Genomic DNA, 20,686 nt, shown 5'->3' on the forward strand with positions numbered 1-20,686 from the left:
GTGATGGGACCCGGTTGAGCTGGAGCGGCGGTGGGGACTCACCTCTCCCTTGGGAGAGATCGGCGCGTAGCGCCGGGTGAGGGTTCCGTTCTTTCGTTGGAGCCGCAGCCCCTCACCCGATTTGCTGCGCAAATCGACCTCTCCCCGCCGGGGAGAGGTGAGCGTGCTCGGGCCAATCCGATTCAATCTAGCTTGATCCCATTCTAAGGGCCTTGCAAACGCGGCTTTGCCCAGCCTGCAACATCGCGATAGATTGGCGGTCCGCGCACCTCCGGCCGCGGATTGCAAACAGCCGGTGAAAGATTTCTCCGGGGAACGCGCATGAGCACGGCCGAATCCAAATCGATGGAAGTCGCAGAGATCGAGGACACCAGCCTCCTCGCCTTCTATCGCGACATGAACCTGCAGGAGCGGCGCACGTTCTGGGCCTGCGCGTCGGGCTGGACGCTCGACGGCATGGATTTCATGATCTATCCGCTGGTGATCGGCACCATCATCATGCTCTGGAAGGTCGACCCCGGCACCGCCGGCCTCGCGGGCACCGTGACGCTGCTGGCCTCGGCCGTCGGCGGCTGGCTCGGTGGCTATCTGTCGGACCGGATCGGGCGGGTCAAGACGCTGCAGCTCACCATCATCTGGTTCTCGTTCTTCTCGCTGGTCTGCGCATTGGTGCAGAATTTCGATCAGCTGCTGGTCGCCCGCGCGCTGCTCGGCCTCGGCTTCGGCGGCGAATGGGCCGCCGGCGCGGTGCTGATCGGTGAGGCGATCCGGCCGCAATATCGCGGGCGCGCGGTCGGCTCGGTGCAGTCGGGCTGGGCGGTCGGCTGGGGCCTCGCGGTGTTGGCGCAGGCGATCCTGTTCTCGGTGCTGCCGGCGGAGAACGCCTGGCGCTGGATGTTCGTGATCGGCGCGCTGCCGGCGCTGCTCGTGTTCTATCTGCGCCGCTACGTCACCGAGCCGGAAATCTCCGCCGCGACCATGGCGCAGGCGCAGGCCTCCGGCAGCGGCCCCGCCGCGCTGTGGGAGATCTTCCACGGACCGATCCTGAAGACCACGCTGCTGGCCTCCCTGGTCGGCACCGGCATGCAGGGCGGCTATTACGCCATTACCTTCTGGGTGCCGCGCTTCCTCACCACCGAGCGCAAGCTCTCGGTGGTCGGCTCGACCGGCTATCTCGCGACGCTGATCATCGGCTCCTTCATCGGTTATCTCGTCGGCGCCTGGCTCGCCGACCGGATCGGGCGACGCAATCTGTTCCTGATCTTCTCGATCGGCGCCATCGCGGTGGTGCTGCTCTACACCCAGCTGCCGCTGTCCAACGAGGTGCTGTGGGTGCTGGGCTTCCCGCTCGGCTTCTTTGCCTCGGGCTATTTCTCCGGCATGGGCGCGTTCCTGACCGAACTGTATCCGACCCGGCTGCGTGGCTCCGGCCAGGGCTTCTGCTACAATTTCGGCCGCGGCATCGGCGCGCTGTTCCCGTTCCTGGTCGGCGCGCTGTCGACCACGACCACGCTCGCCAACGCGATCGCGATCTTCGCGGTGGCGGCCTACGGCGTGTTCTTCATTGCCGCCTACGCGCTGCCGGAAACCCGCGGCCGCGTGCTGCATGCGGATGGCTGAAATTGAGCACTGACCTATCAACTTGCGCCGCTTCGCCTCTCCCCCTGTGGGAGAGGCCGGATTGCATCGACAGATGCAATCCGGGTGAGAGGTTGCGGTCTCTCCATGCAGTATACCGTGTGGAGAGATACCCCTCACCCCAGCCCTCTCCCACAAGGGGAGAGGGAGCCATCGTCTCGTGCGTCCCTCACAGGAGGTTCTCATGACGTCGCTCAAAGGCAAGACGCTGTTCATCTCGGGCGCGAGCCGCGGCATCGGGCTGGCGATCGCGCTGCGCGCCGCGCGTGACGGCGCCAATGTCGCGATCGCGGCGAAGACCGCCGAGCCGCATCCGAAGCTGAAGGGCACGATCTACACCGCCGCCGACGAGGTCCGCGCCGCCGGCGGCAAGGCGCTGCCGGTGCTCTGCGACATCAGGGACGAGGCGCAGGTGATGGCGGCGATCGAGCAGACCGTGGCCGAGTTCGGCGGCATCGACGTCTGCGTCAACAATGCCAGCGCCATCAGCCTGACCAATTCGCAGGCGACCGACATGAAGCGGTTCGACCTGATGATGGGGATTAACACCCGCGGCACCTTCATGGTGTCGAAATACTGCATCCCGCACCTGAAGAAGGCGGAGAATCCGCACATCCTGATGCTGTCGCCGCCGCTCGACATGAAGACGAAATGGTTCGAGCACTCGACCGCCTATACGATGGCGAAGTTCGGCATGAGCATGTGCGTGCTCGGGCTCGCGGGCGAATTGAAATCGGCCGGCATTGCCGTCAACGCGCTGTGGCCGCGCACCACGATCGCGACCGCCGCGGTCGGCAACCTGCTCGGCGGCGACGCCATGATGCGTGCAAGCCGCACGCCCGAAATCATGGGCGATGCGGCCTACGCGATCATCACCCGGCCGTCGCGCGAATTCACCGGGCATTTCTGCATCGACGACAAGGTGCTCTATGCCAATGGCGTCCGCGACTTCGAGCGCTACCGCGTCGATCCCTCGGTGCCGCTGATGTCGGACTTCTTCGTGCCCGACGACGACGTGCCGCCGCCCGGCGTCACCGTGCAGCCGCTACCGTCACACTAGGCTACACCGCGAACGCATTCAGCTCCGCGCGCCAATGCTGCACGCGCTCCTTCAGCAGCGTGTTCGCGCACATAGGTGAGCTCCTCGTCCTCGATCCGCTCCAGCGTTTCGAGTGAGAGGTTGTCCGCGCCATGCCCCGACCAGGCGCGCTGCAGCTCGGCGTTGCGATGACTGCCCATCCGCAGCGTGAACCAGATGCGGTTCTCGATCTTGTCGAGGTCGAGCGCCTGCCCGACCCAAACCTCACCGGTCGCGCGGCAACGGATCGCGAACACGCCGGCGACGCTCGCGCGCTTCTTGTAGTCGGCGATGGCTTGCTTGCGGTCCTCGGTCTTCATGGTGACTCCTGTCGTTCTGTCGGGCTATTTATATCCGGGTATTATTGACAAAGCAATTATGCCCGGGTAAAAAGTGCCGTCAACCCTCGATGGGACAACCGACATGGACACCGCCGCCTGCTATCTCGAGCCGACCTGGAACGCCGGCCGCGACTTTGCCCAGCGCGAGATCGCGGGCGAGCTGGTGATGCTCAATTTGCTGCGCTTCCGCGCGATCGCCGACTATTCGCAAAGCCCGGAGCTCGCCCCGCCACAGCCGATCGCGGGGGCTGCGGCCTACGACCGCTATGTCGCGCACACGCTCCCGCATCTGCGCAAGAGCGGCGGCGACATTCTGTTCATGGGTGAAGGCGGCCCGTTCCTGATCGGGCCCGAGGGCGAGCGCTGGGACCGCGCGATGCTGATCCGGCAGAAGAGCCGTGGCGCGTTCCTCGCCTTCGCGGTGGCGGAGGCCTACCTCGCCGGCATCGGACACCGCACCACGGCGCTGGCGGATTCGCGGCTGCTGCCGCTGATCGAGCTGCCGCGATGAGCGCGAATTTACCGGCCGACCTGGTACGGCCCGCCCTTCTCCAGCGCCCGCGCATAGGCCGGGCGGGCGTGAATACGCTCCAGGAACGCGACACACTTGGGATGGCCGTCCTCGAGCCCGCCGCGCGCCGCGGCGGCCTCGAGCGGAAAGCTCATCTGGATGTCGGCGCCGGAAAGCTCGCTGCCGGCGAACCATTCGCTCTTGCCGAGCTCGCCTTCCCAATAGGCCATGTGCTGCTTGAGCTGCGGATTGACCAGCGTGGACAGCGCCGTGTTGGATACCTTGCGCACCAAGGGCCGCAGCAGCGCCGGCGCGCGCTTCGGCATCAGCGTGAACAGGAGCTTCAGCAGCAGCGGCGTCATCGCCGAACCCTCGGCGTAGTGCAGCCAATAGGTGTAGCGCAGCCGCTCCGGCGTATCGGCCTGCGGGATCAGGCGCCCGTTGCCGTAGGTCGCGATGATGTATTCGAGGATCGCGCCGGATTCCGCGATCGTGTGGCCGTTGTCGGTGACGACGGGCGACTTGCCGAGCGGATGGATCGCGCGCAGCTCCTTCGGCGCCCGCATGTCGGGCTGCCGCTGGTAGCGCACGATCTCGTAGGGCACGCCCAATTCCTCGAGCAGCCACAGCACGCGCTGCGAGCGGGAATTGTTGAGATGATGAACCGTCAGCATGGGCATCCTCTGAAAGATCAGCGCAATCGGGCGGCGTTTGGTGCCAGCGGGAAACCAGAAAGTCGAGATCCACACGCCGCGATTGCCAAGAATTATCCGGGCAGTATGTCGCGCAATCTGAGAGGTCTACCATGAATCCTGCCTATGTCGCCTTCGAAGGCGAGCACCGCATCGGGGCCGGCGACCTCCCGGAGGTTGCGCGCGCCGCCAAGCAACACCTCGACCAATGCAAGGACGCCGCGATCCTGGTGTTCAACGGCCGCACCTCGGCGCTGGTCGATATCGATTTCCGCGGCTCGGTCGACGACGTGCTGGCGCGGCTGCCGCAGCCCGCACCTGCGCGCGACGAGGAGCCGACGCCGACCGCGCCGCGCGGCCCGGGACGTCCGAAGCTTGGCGTCGTCGCGCGCGAGATCACGCTGCTGCCACGGCATTGGGACTGGCTGGCGCAGCAGAAGGGCGGCGCGTCGGTTGCGATCCGCAAGCTGGTCGACGAGGCGCGCCGCTCAAGCGGCGACAAGGATCGCACGCGCAGCGCGCAGGATGCCGCCTATCGCTTCATGACTGTCATGGCAGGCAATCGGCCGAACTATGAAGATGCGATCCGCGCGCTGTTCGCCCACGACCGGCGCCGCTTTGCGACGCTGATCGCGGACTGGCCGGCCGATATCCGCGATCACGCGATCCGGCTCGCCTATAGCGATCAAGCGGACTGACTCATTTTGAATAGTGTGGACGAATAACCTCGAACAGGATTGTCGTCCCTGCCTAGTGCGCAATTGCGCACTGGAGCAGGGACCCAACCACTGAAGAGCATTGCGGCGCGTCGAGCTAGCCGCGCGCCCTTAGCAAAGGCCGCGGAGTATGGGCCCCTGCTTTCGCAGGGACGACAGCGGTGTGTGCTATCTGACCTACTCACCAAGCTGCACAAGCTCGGTGCCATTCCTGGAAGTTGAACGTGTCCAACCCTCCCTCCCTGCGCAAAGCCTTCCGCGCCTTCCTCGCGCCGATGCTGCTCAGCAACGTGCTGCAGTCGCTGTTCGGCACAGTCAACGGCGTCTATCTCGGCCAGATGATCGGCGTCGACGCGCTCGCCGCGGTCTCGGTGTTCTTTCCGGTGATGTTCTTCTTCATTTCCTTCGTGATCGGCCTGAGCGCCGGCGCCTCGGTTATGATCGGCCAGGCCTGGGGCGCCGGCGAGCCCGACCGGGTGAAGGCGGTCGCCGGGACCACCATGACCGTGACGCTGCTGCTCGCACTGACGATCGCGATATCAGGCGGCCTGTTCGCCCGCCCGCTCCTGATCGCGCTCGCGACGCCATCCGACGTCCTCGACGCTGCGGTGGCCTATGCGCGGATCATGATGATCACGATGCCCATAACCTTCGCATTCCTGCTGCTGACGGCGATGATGCGCGGCGTCGGCGACACCGTGACGCCGCTGGTTGCGCTGACGGTTTCGACCGCCATCGGCCTGGTGGTGACGCCGGCGCTGATCCGCGGCTGGTTCGGCCTGCCGATGCTCGGCGTCGCCAGCGCTGCCATCGCCTCCGCGGTCTCGGGCGTGGTCACGCTGCTGTGGCTGCATGTCCATATGCTGCGGCACCGCCATGCACTGGCCTTCGACGCCGCGTTCCTGCGCGCGATGCGGCCGAACGGCGCGCTGCTGCGCATCGTGCTGCGGCTCGGCATTCCGACCGCGATCGGCATGGTGGTCGTCTCGCTTGCCGAGCTGGTGCTGCTTGGCCTCGTCAATGGTTTCGGCTCGGACGCCACCGCGGCCTATGGCGCGGTCAACCAGGTGATCGGCTATGTGCAGTTTCCGGCGATCTCGATCGCGATATCGGTGTCGATCTTCGGCGCGCAGGCGATAGGCCGCGGCGATTCCGCCCGGGTCGGTGCGATCGTCCGGACCGGGATCGAGATGAATCTCGCGCTGACCGGCGGGCTGGTCGTGCTCGGCTATCTCTTCGCGCGGCCGCTGATGGGATTCTTCATCGTCGACAGTGCCGTGCTCGGGCTGGCGCAGCAGCTTTTGTACATCGTGCTGTGGAGCATGGTGCTGTTCGGCATGGCGACGGTGTTTTCGGGCGCGATGCGCGCCGGCGGCACGGTGTGGATGCCGCTGTTGCTTTCGACCCTGGCGATCGCGGTGGTCGAGGTGCCGGTCGCGATCCTGCTCAGCCGCACCATCGGCGTCAGCGGCATCTGGATCGCCTATCCCGTCACTTTTGCAACCATGTTCGTGCTGCAGATGGCCTATTACGCCCTAGTATGGCGCAAGCAGACCATTAAGCGGCTGATTTGACATCGCGCGCCGCGGCTCACATGATGACTATCATATTCTACTGATGGCGCCTGCGACAGCAGGTCCATGCTAAACAAGCCCAAACGAGACAGGCCGAGGGAGAGACCGCAGTGAGCCAAAATCCGCAATTCCTGTTCGATTTCGGCAGCCCCAACGCTTTCCTCAGCCATGAAGCGATCCCGGCGATCGAAAAACGCACCGGCGTCAAGTTCGAATATGTCCCGATCCTGCTCGGCGGCATCTTCAAGGCCACCAACAACAAGTCGCCGGCCGAGACGCTGGCGGGCGTCAAGAACAAGCCGGAGTTTCAGAAGATCGAGACCGAACGCTTTCTCAAGCGCTTCAACGTCAAGCCATACACCTGGAACCCGTTTTTCCCGGTCAATACGCTGAACCTGATGCGCGCGGCGGTCGCCGCCCAGTTTGAGGGCGTGTTCGAGAAGTATATCGAGGCCGCCTTCCATCACATGTGGGTCGAGCCCAAGAAGATGGACGATCCTGAGGTCGCCGGCAAAGCCATCGCCTCCTCCGGCCTTGACGCCGCAAAACTGTTCGCCCGCGCACAGGACGCCGACGTGAAGGCCAAGCTGATCGAATATACCTCATCCGCCGTCGAGCGCGGCGCGTTCGGCTCGCCGACCTTTTTCGTCGGCAACGAGATCTTCTTCGGCAAGGAGCAGCTGCGCGAAGTCGAGGAAATGGTATCGGGAAAGTGAGATGAGTGAATAGCCAATAGCGAGTAGCGAATAGTCGAACAGTATCCTTATCTATTCGCTACTCCCTATTCGCTCGCCTCCTCGGGCAACAACAAAGAAGGACAAATTCCCATGCGCGTTCTCGTGGTCGGCGCCGGTGCGATCGGCGGTTATTTCGGTGGCCGGATGCTTCAGGCCGGCCGCGACGTCACTTTCCTGGTGCGCCCTCGCCGCGCTTCCGAGCTCGCCTCCGCCGGGCTCGTGATCAAGAGCCCGAACGGCGATGTCACGCTGAACAACCCGCCGACCGTGCAGGCCGACAAGCTGTCGGACAAGTTCGACGTCGTGCTGTTGAGCTGCAAGGCGTTCGATCTCGAGGATGCGATCAAGTCGTTTGCGCCCGTCGTCGGCGACAAGACCGCGATCATCCCGCTGCTCAACGGCATGCTGCATCTTGATGCGCTCGACAAGACGTTCGGCGCCCAGCATGTGCTCGGCGGTCTGTGCGCGATCGCGGCGACGCTGAACGAGAAACGCGAGGTGGTGCAGCTGCAGCCGATGCAGTCGCTCGGCTTTGGCGAGCGCGCCGGCGGCCTGTCGGACCGGGTGCGCGCGATCGCTGAAACTTTCTCGGCGATCAACGGCGCCAACGCCAGCGAGCATGTGATGCAGGACATGTGGGAGAAATGGGTGTTCCTGGCCTCGCTCGCCGCCTCCACCAGCCTGATGCGGACCTCGGTTGGCAACATCCTGGCCGCGCCCGGCGGCAAGGATTTCCTGCTCGGCATCCTCGACGAATGCAGCGCGATCGCCGCCGACGCCGGCCATGCCCCGGGCGGCCCGTTCTTCCAACGCACCCGCGGGCTCCTCACCACCGAGGGCTCGCCGATGACCGCATCGATGTTCCGCGACATCAAGGCGGGGCTGCCGGTCGAGGCCGATCACGTGATCGGCGACCTGATCGTGCGTGCCGACGCCGCCAAGATCCCGGTGCCGAAGCTGCGCACGGCCTACACGCATCTCAAGGCGTATGAGAAGCAGCGGGGGTGAATTTATTCCCGTCGTCCCGGCGAAGGCCGGGACCCATACGCCGCGGCCTTTCGATTTGAGGCGCTGCAGGTTGATATCCGTTCAAGACAATTGAGGCCGGTGGTTATGGGTCCCGGCCTTCGCCGGGACGACCACATGATTTGCACTTACAAATGCGCCAGGTAATGCGCGAGCGCGGTGATCTCTTCGTCGCTCAGCGGATAGGCAACATCGGCCATCGCGGCCTGGGCGCCACCGGAGCGCAGGCCCGACTTGTAATCGTGCAGCGCCTTGACGAGATATTCCTCGCGCTGGCCGGCGATGCGGGCCACCGCCTTGGTACCGGCAAACGTATCGCCATGGCATGAGGCGCAGCGGCGGCCGGCGGCGGCCTGCTTGCCCTTTTCGGACAGGTCCGGATTGTCGTCCTTGCCGCCCTTGAACGGCGTCAGCGACGCGAAATAGGCGCCGAGATTGCGGATGTCGTCGTTGTTGAGCTGCTCGACGATCGGCTGCATCTGCTCGTTCTTGCGCGCGCCGGCGCGGAAGAACACCAGCTGCCATTGAACGTACTGGTCGAGCTGGCCGGCGAGCGAGGGAATGTTCTCGGTCTGCGAGATGCCGTTGTCGCCGTGGCAAGCGGCGCAGAGTTCGGCCTTCGCCTTGCCGGCGGCGACATCGGCGGCATTGGCGGACGACGCAAGTGCGATCACCGCCGCGAACAGGATTGCAAAGGACGCAACACGCATTGCCAGTTTTCTCCACGGGTCATTGCCGGGCCTGGCCCGGCAATCCATCTGGCTTGCAGAAGGGTTTTTGTTTGGATGGATGCCCGGATCAAGTCCGGGCATGACGAGTCAGTTCCGTCGTTGGGCTTGCCGAACCACGTAAACGGGGCTGCGGGTGCCTGATCGGCCACCGCAGCCCCGCATTGTTTCAACCGTTACTTCTTGCTGTAGCTGATGCGATAGATCGCACCGGCCCAGTCATCGGCGACGAGGATGGAGCCATCCTTGTCGAGCAGGATGTCGGCAGGACGGCCGAGGTAGCCCTGGTCACCCTCGATCCAGCCGGAAGCGAAGATCTCCTGCTTGGCGTTCTTGCCGTCAGGGCTCGCGGTGATCTTCACGATGCGGCCGCCCTGGTACTTATGCCGGTTCCAGGAGCCGTGCTCGGCGATCAGGATGCTGTTCTTGTACTCGGCCGGGAATTGGCCGCCGGTATAGAACTTCATGCCGAGCGGCGCGACGTGCGCACCGAGATTGTACACCGGCGGGGTGAACTCCGAGCACTTGTGACCCATCGCGAACTTGGTGTCCGGCAGGTTGCCCTGGTGGCAATAGGGATAGCCGAAGTGCTCGCCGATCTTCGAGATCATGTTGAGCTTGTCGCTCGGCAGATCGTCGCTGATCCAGTCGCGGGCATTCTCGGTGAACCAGTATTTTCCGGTGCGCGGATCGACGTCGCCGCCGACCGAGTTGCGCACGCCAAGCGCCCAGATCTCCGCGTTGCCGGTCTTCGGATCGACGCGGCGGATCTGCGACACCGAGGTCGGCGGAATACCGATGTTGAAGGGCGGTCCGAACGGAATGTAGAACCACCCTTCCTTGTCGACGGCGATGTATTTCCAGCCATGCGCCGCGTAGGACGGCATGTCGTCATACACCACCTTGCCGCTGCCGAGATTGTCGAGATTGGCTTCTGCATTGTCGTACTTGATCAGCTTGTCGACCGCGATGACGTAGAGCGCGCCGTCGCGGAAGGCGAGGCCGGTCGGCATGTTGAGGCCCTTGAGGATGGTCTTGACCTCTTTCTTGCCGTTGTTGTCCTTGATCGCATAGACGTTGCCGAGCCCGAACGAGCCGACGAACAGCGTGCCCTTGTCGCCCCAGGCCATCTGCCGCGCCGCGAGCACGTTCGAGGCATAGACCTCGATCTTGAAACCCGGCGGCAGCTTGATCTTCTTCATCATCGCCGCGAGCTCGGAATCGGACGCGCCGGTCGGCGGACCGGACGGCGGGGCAAGGCCCTTCTGCGCTTCGGTCTCGTCGCCGAGGAACCAGTCGTCCGGCGGATGGGTCCAGAATCCTTGGTGCCCGATTCGTACTTCTTCAGCGCACGATTCTTGTCTGTCTGTTGCTGCGCACTGGCGAAGGTCGTCCCCGCCAGCAGCGCGATCGCCGCGAACGCAAGTATTGATCGATTGAAAGCGGATTTCATCGCGTCACTCCCCTACGCAAGCCGTTGCAGCTTGCCTGTTATTGATTTTGAACGCCCTGAGAGATGATGGTGGCGGTCTGTGAGGTAGGTCAGACGGCAAAATGGTAGCACATCCATCGACGCTGAAAAGCGCGTCCGCCGGTGTGCGCTGCGTCAAAACTAGTTGAGACGATATTTGAGACGAAATTTTCCTGAGCAGCCTGCCTGATAACAAGGCATTCTGCACCGCAGCGTGATATTCGAATGAAGCTAACGCTCGTGATCGCCTCTATCGCGACGACAGGCGCGCCAGACCGAGCGCTTGCGCCTTGGCCTTCGACAGCGGCCTGAACAACACGCTGCGCCGCTGCCCGCTCGTGATCGCCGCGATCTTGAAGCCGTCATCGGCGGCGATGATATCGCCGGTCCGAAGCGTCATGTCGTCCTCGATCGCAATCGGCGACAGTCCGGTGGACGCGCCGGCGCTGCACGAGCATTGCGGCACCATCTCGCGCTGGAAGCGGAATGCATTGGCGAGCATCTTGTAGGTCTCGCCCGCTTCGGTTCTGGCGCTGTCGATATCGGAGCCGGAGTACAGCTTCACCTCGGCGGCGGGACAGGCCGCCTCGCATGCCTTGACGTCCGCCGTCTCGCTGACGCGCGGCAGCGGAAAGAAGCGGCCGTCGCAGGTCCTGACGCAGAAATTTTGCTGGCCGCCCCGGTGCGACCGCGTCGTGATGTAGACCCGAGCTCGCGGCCGTTCGGCCGGCTCGAGGTCAGGCGCCGGCCCAAAGCCGGGCATGGGAGAGAAACTGGGCGCCGGGGCATACGCCGAGTCGCTCGGCAATTGCTGCGCTGATGCGCCCGAACATGTCCAGACGCCGACGAGCACGACCAGCGCAGCGACGTTTGCGCGAGCCAAGCGGCGATTTAACCCGGGAGCCGGCTTCCAACAGATCGACATCGTTCACGCGCTTGCCGCGCCGGCAAAACCGGCGGCAACCATTCCAACGCCAACACAACCACAGATTTCTATCAGTTTTGAGAATGCAACGTTTGTCGGTTAACAAAGGCCGGAAACCGCCACGGCGGGCCGCGGCATCTTGACCTCGCAATCGCGCCGTGGAGATGCGACCTCGGGCCGGACAGCAAAAAGCCCGCGCCAATAGCGGGCCTTCATCAGACTGTCAGCTCGGTCAGCGAGAAGTTTTGGAGCGGGCGAAGGGGCTCGAACCCTCGACCCCGACCTTGGCAAGGTCGTGCTCTACCACTGAGCTACACCCGCATCCGAAATGGCGGCGATCGCTCGCCGGCAACGGCAGACCTATGCCAAAAGCTGTCTGTGAATGCAACACAAGAGCGCGGTCCGAACCTCACGAAATCGCACGGTTTCTCTAAAAATTGACCCCGAATCGGCCGAAACCGGCTGTGCCGCCGATTTCTTTTTAGATTTCCGCCGGAACCGGCCTAAGGGCCATCTCGTCCCGGAGCGATTCGAGCCAGGTCTCGAACCAGCCGGTCAGCGTCTGCGTCAGCTCGACGCGGCGGGTCGGGTCGCAATCGAACACGGCCCACCATTCGATAAAGGCCCGGTCGCCGTCGATCACCGGGGTTACCCGCAGGGTCGCACTGAAATCCGTCACCGGCAGGGTCGGGGTGTCGACGAATTCGTAGGTCTGGAAGCGTTCGACGTCGGACTGCGCGAGCAGCCGCTGCCTGATCCGCCGCTCCCGGTACAGCACATTGCGCACCGCCCCGACGGTATCGCCGGATTTGCCGTCCTCGATCTCGCTCGCCCCCGCGCCATGGACCTAGACCGGGTAATTGTTGAAATCGCGGATGATTTTCCAGACCTCGCCGGCCGGTTGCTCGAACACCGTGCTGTAATAGGCCTTTGCCACGGGCGCTCCCCTGCTGTCATGAAGGATCGCCATCATCGGCCGTTCCGCGGCACCAACCCACCCGATCTCCGATGGAACGGGACAGGTGGCCAAGCGATTGAATTTTGCTGGCTGACTGCCATTTACGGAGCATGATCCCGGAAACCGGTTCCCACTTTTCCGGGATCATGCTCTAGCTGACAGAACGGCTGAACGTGCCGTTCCGGGCGTGCTAGAACGCCCCCGGATTTCCGACCTCAGAAGCAGGCGAGGACAACGTGACGATAATGGAGCAGGGCGGCCCCACGCCCGAGGCAGCGCCCGATCTGATCAAGGAGACGACGACCCAGACCTTCGTCAAGGACGTCATCGAGGAATCGCGCCGTCAGCCGGTCATGATCGACTTCTGGGCGCCGTGGTGCGGCCCGTGCCGCCAGCTCACGCCGATCCTGGAAAAGGCGGTTCGCAACGCCAAGGGCCGGGTCAAGCTGGTCAAGATGAACATCGACGAGCATCCGCAGATCCCAGGCCAGATGGGCATCCAGTCGATCCCGGCCGTGATCGCCTTCGTGGGCGGCCAGCCCGCCGACGGCTTCATGGGCGCGGTCCCGGAGAGCCAGGTCAACGCCTTCATCGAGAAGATCACCAAGGGCGTGCCGGCCGCCGGCGAGCCCAATCTCACCGAGATCCTGGCCGAGGCCGATGCCGTGCTTGCCGAGGGCGATGCCGCCCAGGCCGCGCAGATCTATGCCGAGGTGCTGGCGCACGACGCCACCAACATCGCGGCCCTCGCCGGCCTCGCCAAGTGCTACGTCACGTCGGGTGCGATGGAGCAGGCCAAGCAGACGCTGGCGATGGTTCCGGAATCCAAGCGCAACGACGCCGCCGTGAAGGCGGTGCAGGCGGCGATCGATCTCGCCGAACAGGCGGAAGCGGTCGGCCCGGTCGCGGAGCTGGAACAGAAAGTCGCCGCAAACCCGCTCGATCATCAGGCCCGATTCGATCTCGCCACCGCGCTCAATGCGATGGGCAAGCGCACGGAAGCGACCGAGCAATTGCTCGCCATCGTCAGGCGTGACCGCAAGTGGAACGACGACGGCGCGCGCAAGCAGCTGGTGCAGTTCTTCGAGGCGTGGGGCGGCACCGATGAGGCAACCGTCGAGGGGCGCAAGCGGTTGTCGACCATCCTGTTCTCGTAAAGCACGCCCGTCACAGCAGCGGGACCGCAGATGCCGATCAATGCCGAATATCGCGGACCCGGCGAGCTCCCGGAGGTGATCCCGGTGTTCCCGCTGCCCGGCGCGTTGCTGCTGCCGCGCGGCCAGATGCCGCTCAACATCTTCGAGCCGCGATATCTCGCGATGATCGACGACGCGCTGCGCGACGGCCATCGCCTGATCGGCATGATCCAGCCCGACGTGACGCATTCGCAGAAAGAGGCGAAGCCGGTCCTGTTCCGGATCGGCTGCGTCGGCCGCATCACCCAGCTCGCCGAATCCGGCGACGGCCGTTACATCCTCGAACTGACCGGCGTCGCGCGCTTCAAGGTGGTCGAGGAGCTGACCGTGCAGACGCCGTACCGGCAGTGCAAGGTCGACTTCTTCTCCTTCGCCGGTGACTTCACCGCGCGCAAGGGTGAGGAGGCCGTCGACCGCAAGGCGCTGCTCGAAGTGCTGGCCGATTTCCTGGAAGCCAACAATCTGAAGGTCGACTGGGAAGGTATCGAGTCCGCGCCCAACGAGGCGCTGGTCAATGCGCTGGCGATGATGTCGCCCTATGGTCCCGCCGAGAAGCAGGCGATGCTCGAGGCGCCGGACCTGAAGACCCGCGCCGAGATCCTGATTGCGGTCACCGAGATGGACCTCGCGAAGAAGCGCACCTCGGGCGACCCGCCGGTGCAGTAGCTACCGACCGGGATCAGACGTTTGTTGTTTGGATCGGCTCGGCCCGCGATCGTCCACCTCTCCCCGTCGGGGAGAGGTAAACTTCCGTTGCGGCTTCAGCTTAAGAACGATTGCGCAGCTGCTTGCGGCCGGTGAACATCGCGCGCACCAGGTTCTGACGCTGCAGCAAGCCGACCACGACGACGCCGAGCACATGCAGCCCGACCAGCACCATGACCGCATCCGAGGCATAGGCGTGGGTGTCCTCGACCCACCAGACACCGAAGAAGGTCACGGTGACCTCCATCGCGCCCGTGATTGTCGAGATCGCAAGCAGCAACAGCAGCGCCACCAGCATCACGGTGCCCGCCGGATTGAGCCCGATATAGCGCCCGGTGATGCCGCGGCGGAGATTCCAGATGTAGCGCGGCGCGGCGCGCAGGCGGACGCCGAGCCTGCCGAAACGCGCGTAGCGCGTGCCGGCAAAGCCCCAGATCAGCCGGAACGCCAGCAGGGCGATCACCGAATAACCCGCCAGCCGGTGCAGCCGGTCAGTAGGTGCTGGGCGTCACCCAGGCGACCAGGACGAGGATGGCGAGCGCCCAGTGCCACAGCCGCAGCGGCAGGTCCCAGACCTGCACGCTGGTCGCGCCGCGGGCGCCCCGCGCCGCCTCCGTCATCGCGCCTGCTTCACTTCGCGATCGTGTGCTTCAGGCTGAGGTCTTCCGGGCTGTAGAACAGCTCGTAGAGCTTGCCTTCCTTGACGCCGTACACCTCGTAGCAGGAGCCCTCGATTTTCGACCGGCGCACCTCGTAGCCGAGCGCCTTGGCCTTGGCTTCGGCCTCGCTTGCCGGCTTCCACGACGCCTTGTCGAGCTTGGTGCAATTCTTGTAGCCGTCGGCGAGCGCCGCCGATCCGGTCAGCCCAAGAACGCTCCCAAGGACGCATGCTGCAAGCGCAGCGCTCAAAATCACTCTCACGCGCATATCCCCTCCGTTGACAATCTTACCCACAACGCCTTCGCGCAGGGCACATGCGTGACGAATGCTGACGCGATTGCCAAGTCAAGGAAGCGCCGCGACGGCTGGCTTTAGAGGAATTCTAACGGTCGCCAAAACCGCTTTGCGCTCCACGCGCAGATCGGTTTTGACCGCGTGCTGCGGCCTTAAGCCTCATGCGTATCGGGCCGCCCGGCGCAGCCCATCGATCAGGACGCGGCACCCGCCATTGCAAGACGGACCGTAGGCCGTTCGGCCGCTGCCGGGGTTCGCCCGCCGATCATCTGTGCGACCTTCTCGCTCTGCACCGGCGGGCTGAAGTGGAAGCCCTGCACTTCCACGCAAGCATCGGCGCGGAGGATGTCGAGCTGCTCCCTGGTTTCAACGCCTTCGGCCGTCGTGGTCTTGCCGAGGCTGACGGCAAAGCGCACGATCGCGCGCGCGATCCGGCGCGACTCGTCGCTCGCTCCCGAGAGCTCGGACACGAAGCTGCGGTCGATCTTGACCTTGTCGAACGGAAACTTCTGCAGAAAGCTCAGCGACGAGTAGCCGGTGCCGAAGTCGTCGAGCGCGATCCGCACCCCGAGATCGTGCAGTTGGCTCAGCGCGGTAAACACCGCTTCGCTGTCCTGAATGATGGCGGTTTCGGTGACCTCGAGCTCGAGGCGCTCCGGCGAAATTCCGGCACTCGCCAGCGCGCGCACGATCACCGGGACCAACTCAGGGCTCCTGAACTGCACCGGCGACAGGTTGATCGCGATCTTGAGGTCGCCCGGCCATTTGGCGGCTTCCGCACACGCGGTGCGCAGCACCCATTCCCCCAGCGGCACGATCAGGCCGGTCTCTTCCGCCAGCGGAATGAACTGCGCCGGAGATACCATGCCGCGGTGCGGATGGTGCCAGCGGAGCAGCGCCTCGAAGCCGCAGGTCTCCCCGCTCGCGACGTGGATGAACGGCTGGTAATGCAGCTCGAACTCGCCACTGGCGAGGGCACTGCGCATGTCGCGCTCGAGGCTGCGGCGGGCCTGCAGCAGCCGATCGAGCTCCGGCTCGAAGAAGCGGAACGAGCCGCGCCCGCCGCTCTTGGCCGAGTAAAGCGCGAGATCGGCGCTGCGCAGCACCTCGTCCGAATCGGTGCCGTCGCGCGGTGCGATCGCAATGCCGATGCTGGTCGTGGTGGTCACCCGATGATCGCCGAGATCGATCGGCTCGCTGAGCGCCTTCCTGATCTTCTCGGCAAGCAAGCCCGCTTCCGTGACCGGATCGCCGACATAATCGATCACCGCGAACTCGTCGCCGCCGAGCCGCGCGACCAGCGTCGTATCGCTGACGGATCTGCGCAAGCGGGCAGCCACCGACTTCAGCAGCGCATCGCCCGCCGGATGCCCGAGCGTGTCGTTGACGTCCTTGAAGCGGTCGAGATCGAGCATCAGCACCGCAAGGCTCGGTCCGCCGCACCTTGCACCGGAGAGCGCGCGCTCCATCCATTCCTTGAGCAGCACGCGATTCGGCAGATCGGTCAGCGCGTCGTGCTGCGCCATATAGGTGATCTTGGCCTCGGAGCGCCGCTGCTCGGTGACGTCGCGATGCGTCGCCACCCAGCCGCCGCCGGGCATCGGCTGCCGCGTCACGCAGATCAAGCGGCCGTCGGCGAGCTCGTCGACCCGGCTGTTGATCTCGCCGGCCGGGAGCGCGTTCAGTGTCGCGAGCACCTGCGTCGCGGCACTGTCGCTGGTCTCGCCCTTGAGAATGCCGTTGGCGATGCGATGCCTGATGATCTCGCGATGGGCCGTGCCGGGCAGCAGCAGTTCCGGCGGCAGCCGGTACATCTTGGCGTAGCGATCGTTGCAGACGACGAGGCGCTTCTCTGCATCGAACATGCAGAGGCCCTCGCCCATGTGGTTGATCGCGGTATCCAGCCGGAACCTCTGCTCCTCCAGCGCCTTCTGCGACGTCTCGACCTGCTGTCGCGCCGACGAAAGCTGGCTGATGATCTCCTCGAAGCGGCGGGTGCGAAGCGCCAGCCGGCGATCCGCGAGCACGCCGACCAGGCTCATCCCGAGCACCGAGAGCGCCACACCGGCGATCACGATGGCGAGGAAGGCAGGCGAGAGCGACAGGGCCGCCGGAGCCTGCAACGGATCCGGAACGATCTCGACCGCGCCCATCGCGGTGAAGTGATGCGACACGATCGCAAGCGTCAGCAGCAGCGCCGCGACGAGCGACATCCAGCGGTCCTGACGGCGGACCGCGATCGCCAGCGCGGCGTAGCCGAACAGCATGCCGAGCACGACGGAGGCCGCCACGAGATCGAGCGACCAGACCACGTGGCCCGGCACCTCCAGCGCCCACATGCCGAGATAGTGCATGCTGGCGATGCCGGCTCCGATCACGGCGCCGCCGACCGGCGCGCGCCAGCGGCTGGAGTCGCTGGCGGCAAGTCCGAGGCCGCCGGATGTCAGCATCATCGCCGCGGCGAGCGACAGCGCGGTGAGGACGATGCCGTAGCCGGTCGGGATTCCCGGCTCATAGGCCAGCATGGCGATGAAATGCGTTGCCCAGATGCCGTAGCCGATCGCGGCTCCTGCGATCGCAATCCAGATCAGCCGCGTCCTCGCCTGCGATGCAATTGCACGATGAAAAATATTGACGGCCACAATACTGGCAACGAAGCAGACCAGTCCGGCGAGCAGAACGAGCCGCCAGTCATGCTCACCTGAAAGGCACGTAAAAACACGAAACATGCGTCGGTCCATGGTTGTCCGTACGCACAGGCTAGGCTGATTGAATTGTCTTCTCGATAAGATTCTGCAACTTTCAGTGGCATGGTTATCCGCGCGTAAGCCGATTCCGCACTGAAATTGATGGCTCCATAAATTTCACAGTCATGCGCGATCCGCGCGGCTCAGCCTGCCAGCGGAACGAGCACGGTTTCACCGGTTGCAACCAGCGAGGCCTCACCCTGCTCATTCTCCGCAAAAAGTTCCGCGCGCGCGAAGACCTGCCTGCGTCCGGCACGCAATGTGGTTCCTTTGGCGATGAAGCACCGGCCCAGCGCAGGCTTCAGGCAGTTCATCGAGAAATGCGATGCGGTGACGGAACCTGCGATCGACGCCGCGGCAAAGCCGCAGGCGGTGTCGAGCAGCGCCGCGATCATCCCGGCGTGCATATGGCCCGCATATTGGGTGAGATCGTCGCGCCATCGCATCTGCAGTTCCACCGTGCCGGTGCCGGCGGTGACGACCTCGAAGCCGGCAAACCGATTGAAGGCCGCCGACGCATTGGTCGCAACGAGACGTTCGAGATCGAAGCCCGGGCCAGTCGTCATGTAAAGCTCCATTGCGGGGGCCGCCGTTCGAGATTCGCCCTGACGGCCTCGATGTGATTGGGCGACCCGAGCAGAAGCGCCTGTTCGGCCGTTTCGGCCGCGAGTCCGGTCGCCGCATCGCGATCGGCTGCAAGGTTGAGCAGCCGCTTGGCGGCGCGGATCGCATCCGGGCTGCGGTCCGCGATCGCGCGCGCCGTCTCCAGCGCGGCCTCGCGCGGCTGTTCGACGATCCGGGTGGCGAAGCCATGACCAAGCGCATCCTCCGCGGAGAAGACGCGCGCTGTGTAGGTGAGTTCACGGACCACATCCTCGCGCGCGAGATGACGCATCAGCTGCGTGCCGGCCATGTCGGCCACCAATCCCCATTTGGCCTCGATGATCGCAAGGCGCGTGCCGGGTGCGAGATATCTGATGTCGGCACCGAGCATCAGCTGAAAGCCGCCGCCGAAGGCGAAGCCGTGGACGGCTGCGATCACCGGCACCGGCAGCTCGCGCCAGAGCCACACCAGATGCTGCGCAAAGTTGGCAATGCCGTGGGTCCGCCGGCCGAGATCGGCGAAGGGCAGGATCGATTTGCCCTTGGTCGTTGCGACCAGACGCTCCATGTCGAGGCCGGCGCAGAAGGCCTGCCCTTCGCCCGAGAGCACCACGGCGCGGAGCTTGCGGTTGTCCGCAAGCCGCGCACCGATCTCGGCGATCGCGGCGAACATCGCCGGATCGAGCGCATTGAGCTTGTCCGGGCGGTTGAGCCTGACGTCCGCGACGCCATCGGCGATGCTGAGGCTGATGCGATCAGTCGTCATGATCGCCCTCGCGAGCAGCCGGCGGCGGCGAGCGCCACCACGGCGCTCATCGCCATCCAGCCGAAGTGGCGGAAGCGGGTCGCCACCGCGTTGGCGAGCGCCGCGATGCCGAACACGACGCCGAGCGTCGCCACGATCCAGTGCCGCGCGGCATCGGAGGCCATCGCGGGCGCGGCGATCAGCAGCACGCCGCCGCCGATCCAGGCGACGGTACCGGCCTGATAGACCAGGCGAAGCAAGAGCCGCAGCCGCGGCGGCTCGACGGTGGCGCGCGCGAATATCCTGGTCTCGCCGAGCACGCCATGGATCAGGCTGACCAGAATGGCGATGACGCCGGCGCCCTGCAGCAGAAGATCACGCATCGCGATGCCTCCATACACTACTGTATGGATATGATACCGGCCGCTGGCGCCTGTCAATACACTTGTGTATGGTGACGGCGGGACGGGGAACCATGACGGAACAGCTCTCGGTCAAGGACTGGCTCGATCAGGGCCTGAAGACGCTGGCGCGGCGCGGCTTCACGGCGCTCAAGGCCGAGCCGCTGGCCAAGGCCATGGGCGTCTCGCGCGGCAGCTTCTACTGGCATTTCGTCGACATCGGCGCCTACCGCGCCGCGGTCCTGACCCATTGGCGCGAGGTCGCGGCCGAGCAGGTGATCGCGGAGCTCGAGACCATTCCGGAAGGCGGCGACGCGCTGGCGCTGTTGCTGCGCCGTGCCTTCTCGGCGCGGCTGGCGCTGGAACGCGCGGTGCGCAGCTGGGCCACCGCCGATGCCACGGTGCGCGCCGCCGTGCTCGAGGTCGACGAGCGCCGGATCGGCTATATCGAAACCCTGCTGCGGCAGGCCGGATTCCCGGACGACGTGGCGCGCGGCCGCGCGCAGATCTTCTACTGGGCGTTCATCGGCTACGCGCTGTCCGAGCAGGCGCTGCCGAAGCCGCGTCAGCAGGCCGCGATCGATGAACTGCTGCGGATGGCCAAGCGCTGACAGCGCTTATTTGGATGTGCTACATCACGGCGAGCCGGAGACTCCCATGAATTCCACGACCGATCATCTCGAGAGCACCGCCGACCCAAAACTGCTGGAAATCCTGGTGTGCCCGATCACCAAGGGGCCGCTGGAGTTCGACGCCGCGCGGCAGGAGCTGATCTCACGCTCGGCCAAGCTCGCCTATCCGATCCGCGACGGCATCCCGATCATGCTGCCGGAAGAGGCGAGGAAGATCGATTGACGACGATGTAGCCCGGATGAAGCGCAGCGCAATCCGGGAAAGTCTCACCGCGGATAGTCTGCCCTGGATTTCGCTTCGCTTCATC

Annotated in this window: 22 protein-coding genes, 1 tRNA gene and 3 pseudogenes; 12 read left to right on the forward strand and 14 right to left on the reverse strand. The window is 64.9% G+C overall.

Going from position 1 to position 20,686, the window contains the following annotated elements; translation table 11 throughout:
* Positions 1-321: 321 nt before the first annotated feature.
* Both ACSKB9_RS23995 and ACSKB9_RS24000 read left to right on the forward strand, forming a co-directional pair.
* Positions 322-1,620, forward strand: a complete 1,299-nt coding sequence (locus ACSKB9_RS23995; protein WP_438076210.1) for an MFS transporter — start codon at positions 322-324, stop codon at positions 1,618-1,620.
* Between the two features lie 202 nt (positions 1,621-1,822).
* Complete coding sequence (locus ACSKB9_RS24000; protein WP_076833615.1) at positions 1,823-2,698, forward strand: SDR family oxidoreductase; 876 nt, start codon at positions 1,823-1,825, stop codon at positions 2,696-2,698.
* Between the two features lies 1 nt (position 2,699).
* Here the strand turns inward: ACSKB9_RS24000 and ACSKB9_RS24005 are convergent.
* Positions 2,700-3,036: pseudogene (locus tag ACSKB9_RS24005) on the reverse strand (GIY-YIG nuclease family protein).
* Between the two features lie 103 nt (positions 3,037-3,139).
* On the opposite strand from ACSKB9_RS24005, the gene ACSKB9_RS24010 reads away from it, so the two are divergent.
* On the forward strand, positions 3,140-3,568 hold the full coding sequence (locus tag ACSKB9_RS24010; protein ID WP_438076212.1) for a DUF1330 domain-containing protein: 429 nt from the start codon (positions 3,140-3,142) through the stop codon (positions 3,566-3,568).
* Positions 3,569-3,576: 8 nt separating this feature from the next.
* On the opposite strand, the gene ACSKB9_RS24015 is transcribed toward ACSKB9_RS24010, so the two are convergent.
* Positions 3,577-4,242, reverse strand: a complete 666-nt coding sequence (locus ACSKB9_RS24015) for a glutathione S-transferase family protein (RefSeq protein ID WP_438076214.1) — start codon at positions 4,240-4,242, stop codon at positions 3,577-3,579.
* A gap of 131 nt (positions 4,243-4,373) precedes the next feature.
* Between ACSKB9_RS24015 and ACSKB9_RS24020 the strand changes: the two genes are divergently transcribed.
* The 4 genes from ACSKB9_RS24020 (at position 4,374) to panE (ending at position 8,295) form a co-directional block, all read left to right on the forward strand.
* Positions 4,374-4,958 carry a DUF2239 family protein gene (locus ACSKB9_RS24020; RefSeq protein ID WP_438076216.1) on the forward strand — a complete coding sequence of 195 codons (585 nt, stop codon included), beginning with the start codon at positions 4,374-4,376 and terminating at the stop codon, positions 4,956-4,958.
* Between the two features lie 242 nt (positions 4,959-5,200).
* Positions 5,201-6,550: an MATE family efflux transporter gene (locus ACSKB9_RS24025; protein ID WP_438076218.1), complete on the forward strand. Its 1,350-nt coding sequence runs from the start codon at positions 5,201-5,203 to the stop codon at positions 6,548-6,550.
* A gap of 110 nt (positions 6,551-6,660) precedes the next feature.
* Complete coding sequence (locus tag ACSKB9_RS24030; RefSeq protein ID WP_038382800.1) at positions 6,661-7,266, forward strand: 2-hydroxychromene-2-carboxylate isomerase; 606 nt, start codon at positions 6,661-6,663, stop codon at positions 7,264-7,266.
* Positions 7,267-7,377: 111 nt separating this feature from the next.
* Positions 7,378-8,295, forward strand: coding sequence for a 2-dehydropantoate 2-reductase (gene panE, locus ACSKB9_RS24035; RefSeq protein WP_438076220.1), 918 nt, complete (start codon positions 7,378-7,380; stop codon positions 8,293-8,295).
* A 146-nt stretch (positions 8,296-8,441) separates the two neighbouring features.
* Here the strand turns inward: panE and ACSKB9_RS24040 are convergent, their stop codons facing one another.
* The 3 genes and pseudogenes from ACSKB9_RS24040 to ACSKB9_RS24050 form a co-directional block, all read right to left on the reverse strand.
* Complete coding sequence (locus ACSKB9_RS24040; protein WP_438076222.1) at positions 8,442-9,023, reverse strand: c-type cytochrome; 582 nt, start codon at positions 9,021-9,023, stop codon at positions 8,442-8,444.
* A 194-nt stretch (positions 9,024-9,217) separates the two neighbouring features.
* Positions 9,218-10,494, reverse strand: a pseudogene (locus ACSKB9_RS24045) (PQQ-dependent sugar dehydrogenase).
* Positions 10,495-10,762: 268 nt separating this feature from the next.
* On the reverse strand, positions 10,763-11,275 hold the full coding sequence (locus ACSKB9_RS24050) for a DUF2865 domain-containing protein (protein WP_438076224.1): 513 nt from the start codon (positions 11,273-11,275) through the stop codon (positions 10,763-10,765).
* On the opposite strand from ACSKB9_RS24050, the gene ACSKB9_RS24055 reads away from it, so the two are divergent.
* Positions 11,274-11,540, forward strand: a complete 267-nt coding sequence (locus ACSKB9_RS24055; protein ID WP_438076226.1) for a hypothetical protein — start codon at positions 11,274-11,276, stop codon at positions 11,538-11,540. The genes ACSKB9_RS24050 and ACSKB9_RS24055 overlap by 2 nt on opposite strands.
* Positions 11,541-11,683: 143 nt before the next feature.
* Here ACSKB9_RS24055 and ACSKB9_RS24060 read toward each other — a convergent pair.
* From ACSKB9_RS24060 to ACSKB9_RS24070, 3 genes are all read right to left on the reverse strand, one after another.
* A tRNA-Gly gene (locus ACSKB9_RS24060) sits at positions 11,684-11,758 on the reverse strand.
* A 160-nt stretch (positions 11,759-11,918) separates the two neighbouring features.
* The gene (locus tag ACSKB9_RS24065; protein WP_438080373.1) at positions 11,919-12,260 is read right to left on the reverse strand and encodes an SRPBCC family protein; all 342 of its coding nucleotides are present in this window, start codon (positions 12,258-12,260) and stop codon (positions 11,919-11,921) included.
* A 24-nt stretch (positions 12,261-12,284) separates the two neighbouring features.
* Positions 12,285-12,410 (reverse strand): hypothetical protein, encoded by a 126-nt coding sequence (locus ACSKB9_RS24070; RefSeq protein ID WP_438076228.1) that lies wholly within the window; start codon positions 12,408-12,410, stop codon positions 12,285-12,287.
* A gap of 221 nt (positions 12,411-12,631) precedes the next feature.
* Here ACSKB9_RS24070 and trxA point away from each other — a divergent pair, with 221 nt between their 5' ends.
* Positions 12,632-13,552: a thioredoxin gene (gene trxA / locus ACSKB9_RS24075; protein WP_026192069.1), complete on the forward strand. Its 921-nt coding sequence runs from the start codon at positions 12,632-12,634 to the stop codon at positions 13,550-13,552.
* A gap of 30 nt (positions 13,553-13,582) precedes the next feature.
* Positions 13,583-14,257, forward strand: a complete 675-nt coding sequence (locus ACSKB9_RS24080; protein WP_028335846.1) for an LON peptidase substrate-binding domain-containing protein — start codon at positions 13,583-13,585, stop codon at positions 14,255-14,257.
* Positions 14,258-14,357: 100 nt separating this feature from the next.
* Here ACSKB9_RS24080 and ACSKB9_RS24085 read toward each other — a convergent pair.
* From ACSKB9_RS24085 to ACSKB9_RS24110, 6 genes and pseudogenes are all read right to left on the reverse strand, one after another.
* Positions 14,358-14,916: pseudogene (locus tag ACSKB9_RS24085) on the reverse strand (cytochrome b/b6 domain-containing protein).
* A 10-nt stretch (positions 14,917-14,926) separates the two neighbouring features.
* Positions 14,927-15,223: a PepSY domain-containing protein gene (locus ACSKB9_RS24090; protein ID WP_253638241.1), complete on the reverse strand. Its 297-nt coding sequence runs from the start codon at positions 15,221-15,223 to the stop codon at positions 14,927-14,929.
* Between the two features lie 221 nt (positions 15,224-15,444).
* Positions 15,445-17,979 (reverse strand): bifunctional diguanylate cyclase/phosphodiesterase, encoded by a 2,535-nt coding sequence (locus ACSKB9_RS24095; protein ID WP_438076231.1) that lies wholly within the window; start codon positions 17,977-17,979, stop codon positions 15,445-15,447.
* 161 nt (positions 17,980-18,140) lie between these two features.
* The gene (locus tag ACSKB9_RS24100; protein ID WP_438076233.1) at positions 18,141-18,563 is read right to left on the reverse strand and encodes a PaaI family thioesterase; all 423 of its coding nucleotides are present in this window, start codon (positions 18,561-18,563) and stop codon (positions 18,141-18,143) included.
* Positions 18,560-19,366: a crotonase/enoyl-CoA hydratase family protein gene (locus ACSKB9_RS24105; RefSeq protein WP_438076235.1), complete on the reverse strand. Its 807-nt coding sequence runs from the start codon at positions 19,364-19,366 to the stop codon at positions 18,560-18,562. The genes ACSKB9_RS24100 and ACSKB9_RS24105 overlap by 4 nt, the downstream gene beginning before the upstream one ends.
* A complete protein-coding gene (locus tag ACSKB9_RS24110; protein ID WP_438076237.1) occupies positions 19,363-19,728 on the reverse strand; it encodes a hypothetical protein in 366 nt (121 codons plus the stop codon). The genes ACSKB9_RS24105 and ACSKB9_RS24110 overlap by 4 nt, the downstream gene beginning before the upstream one ends.
* Before the next feature lie 92 nt (positions 19,729-19,820).
* Here ACSKB9_RS24110 and ACSKB9_RS24115 point away from each other — a divergent pair, with 92 nt between their 5' ends.
* Entirely contained in the window at positions 19,821-20,357 is a 537-nt protein-coding gene (locus tag ACSKB9_RS24115; RefSeq protein WP_438076239.1) for a TetR/AcrR family transcriptional regulator, read from the forward strand.
* A gap of 46 nt (positions 20,358-20,403) precedes the next feature.
* Entirely contained in the window at positions 20,404-20,601 is a 198-nt protein-coding gene (locus ACSKB9_RS24120; protein ID WP_018269337.1) for a Trm112 family protein, read from the forward strand.
* Positions 20,602-20,686 lie beyond the last annotated feature (85 nt).

It is taken from the genome of Bradyrhizobium sp. BR 1433, from assembly GCF_051547665.1.
Classification (GTDB): domain Bacteria; phylum Pseudomonadota; class Alphaproteobacteria; order Rhizobiales; family Xanthobacteraceae; genus Bradyrhizobium; species Bradyrhizobium australafricanum.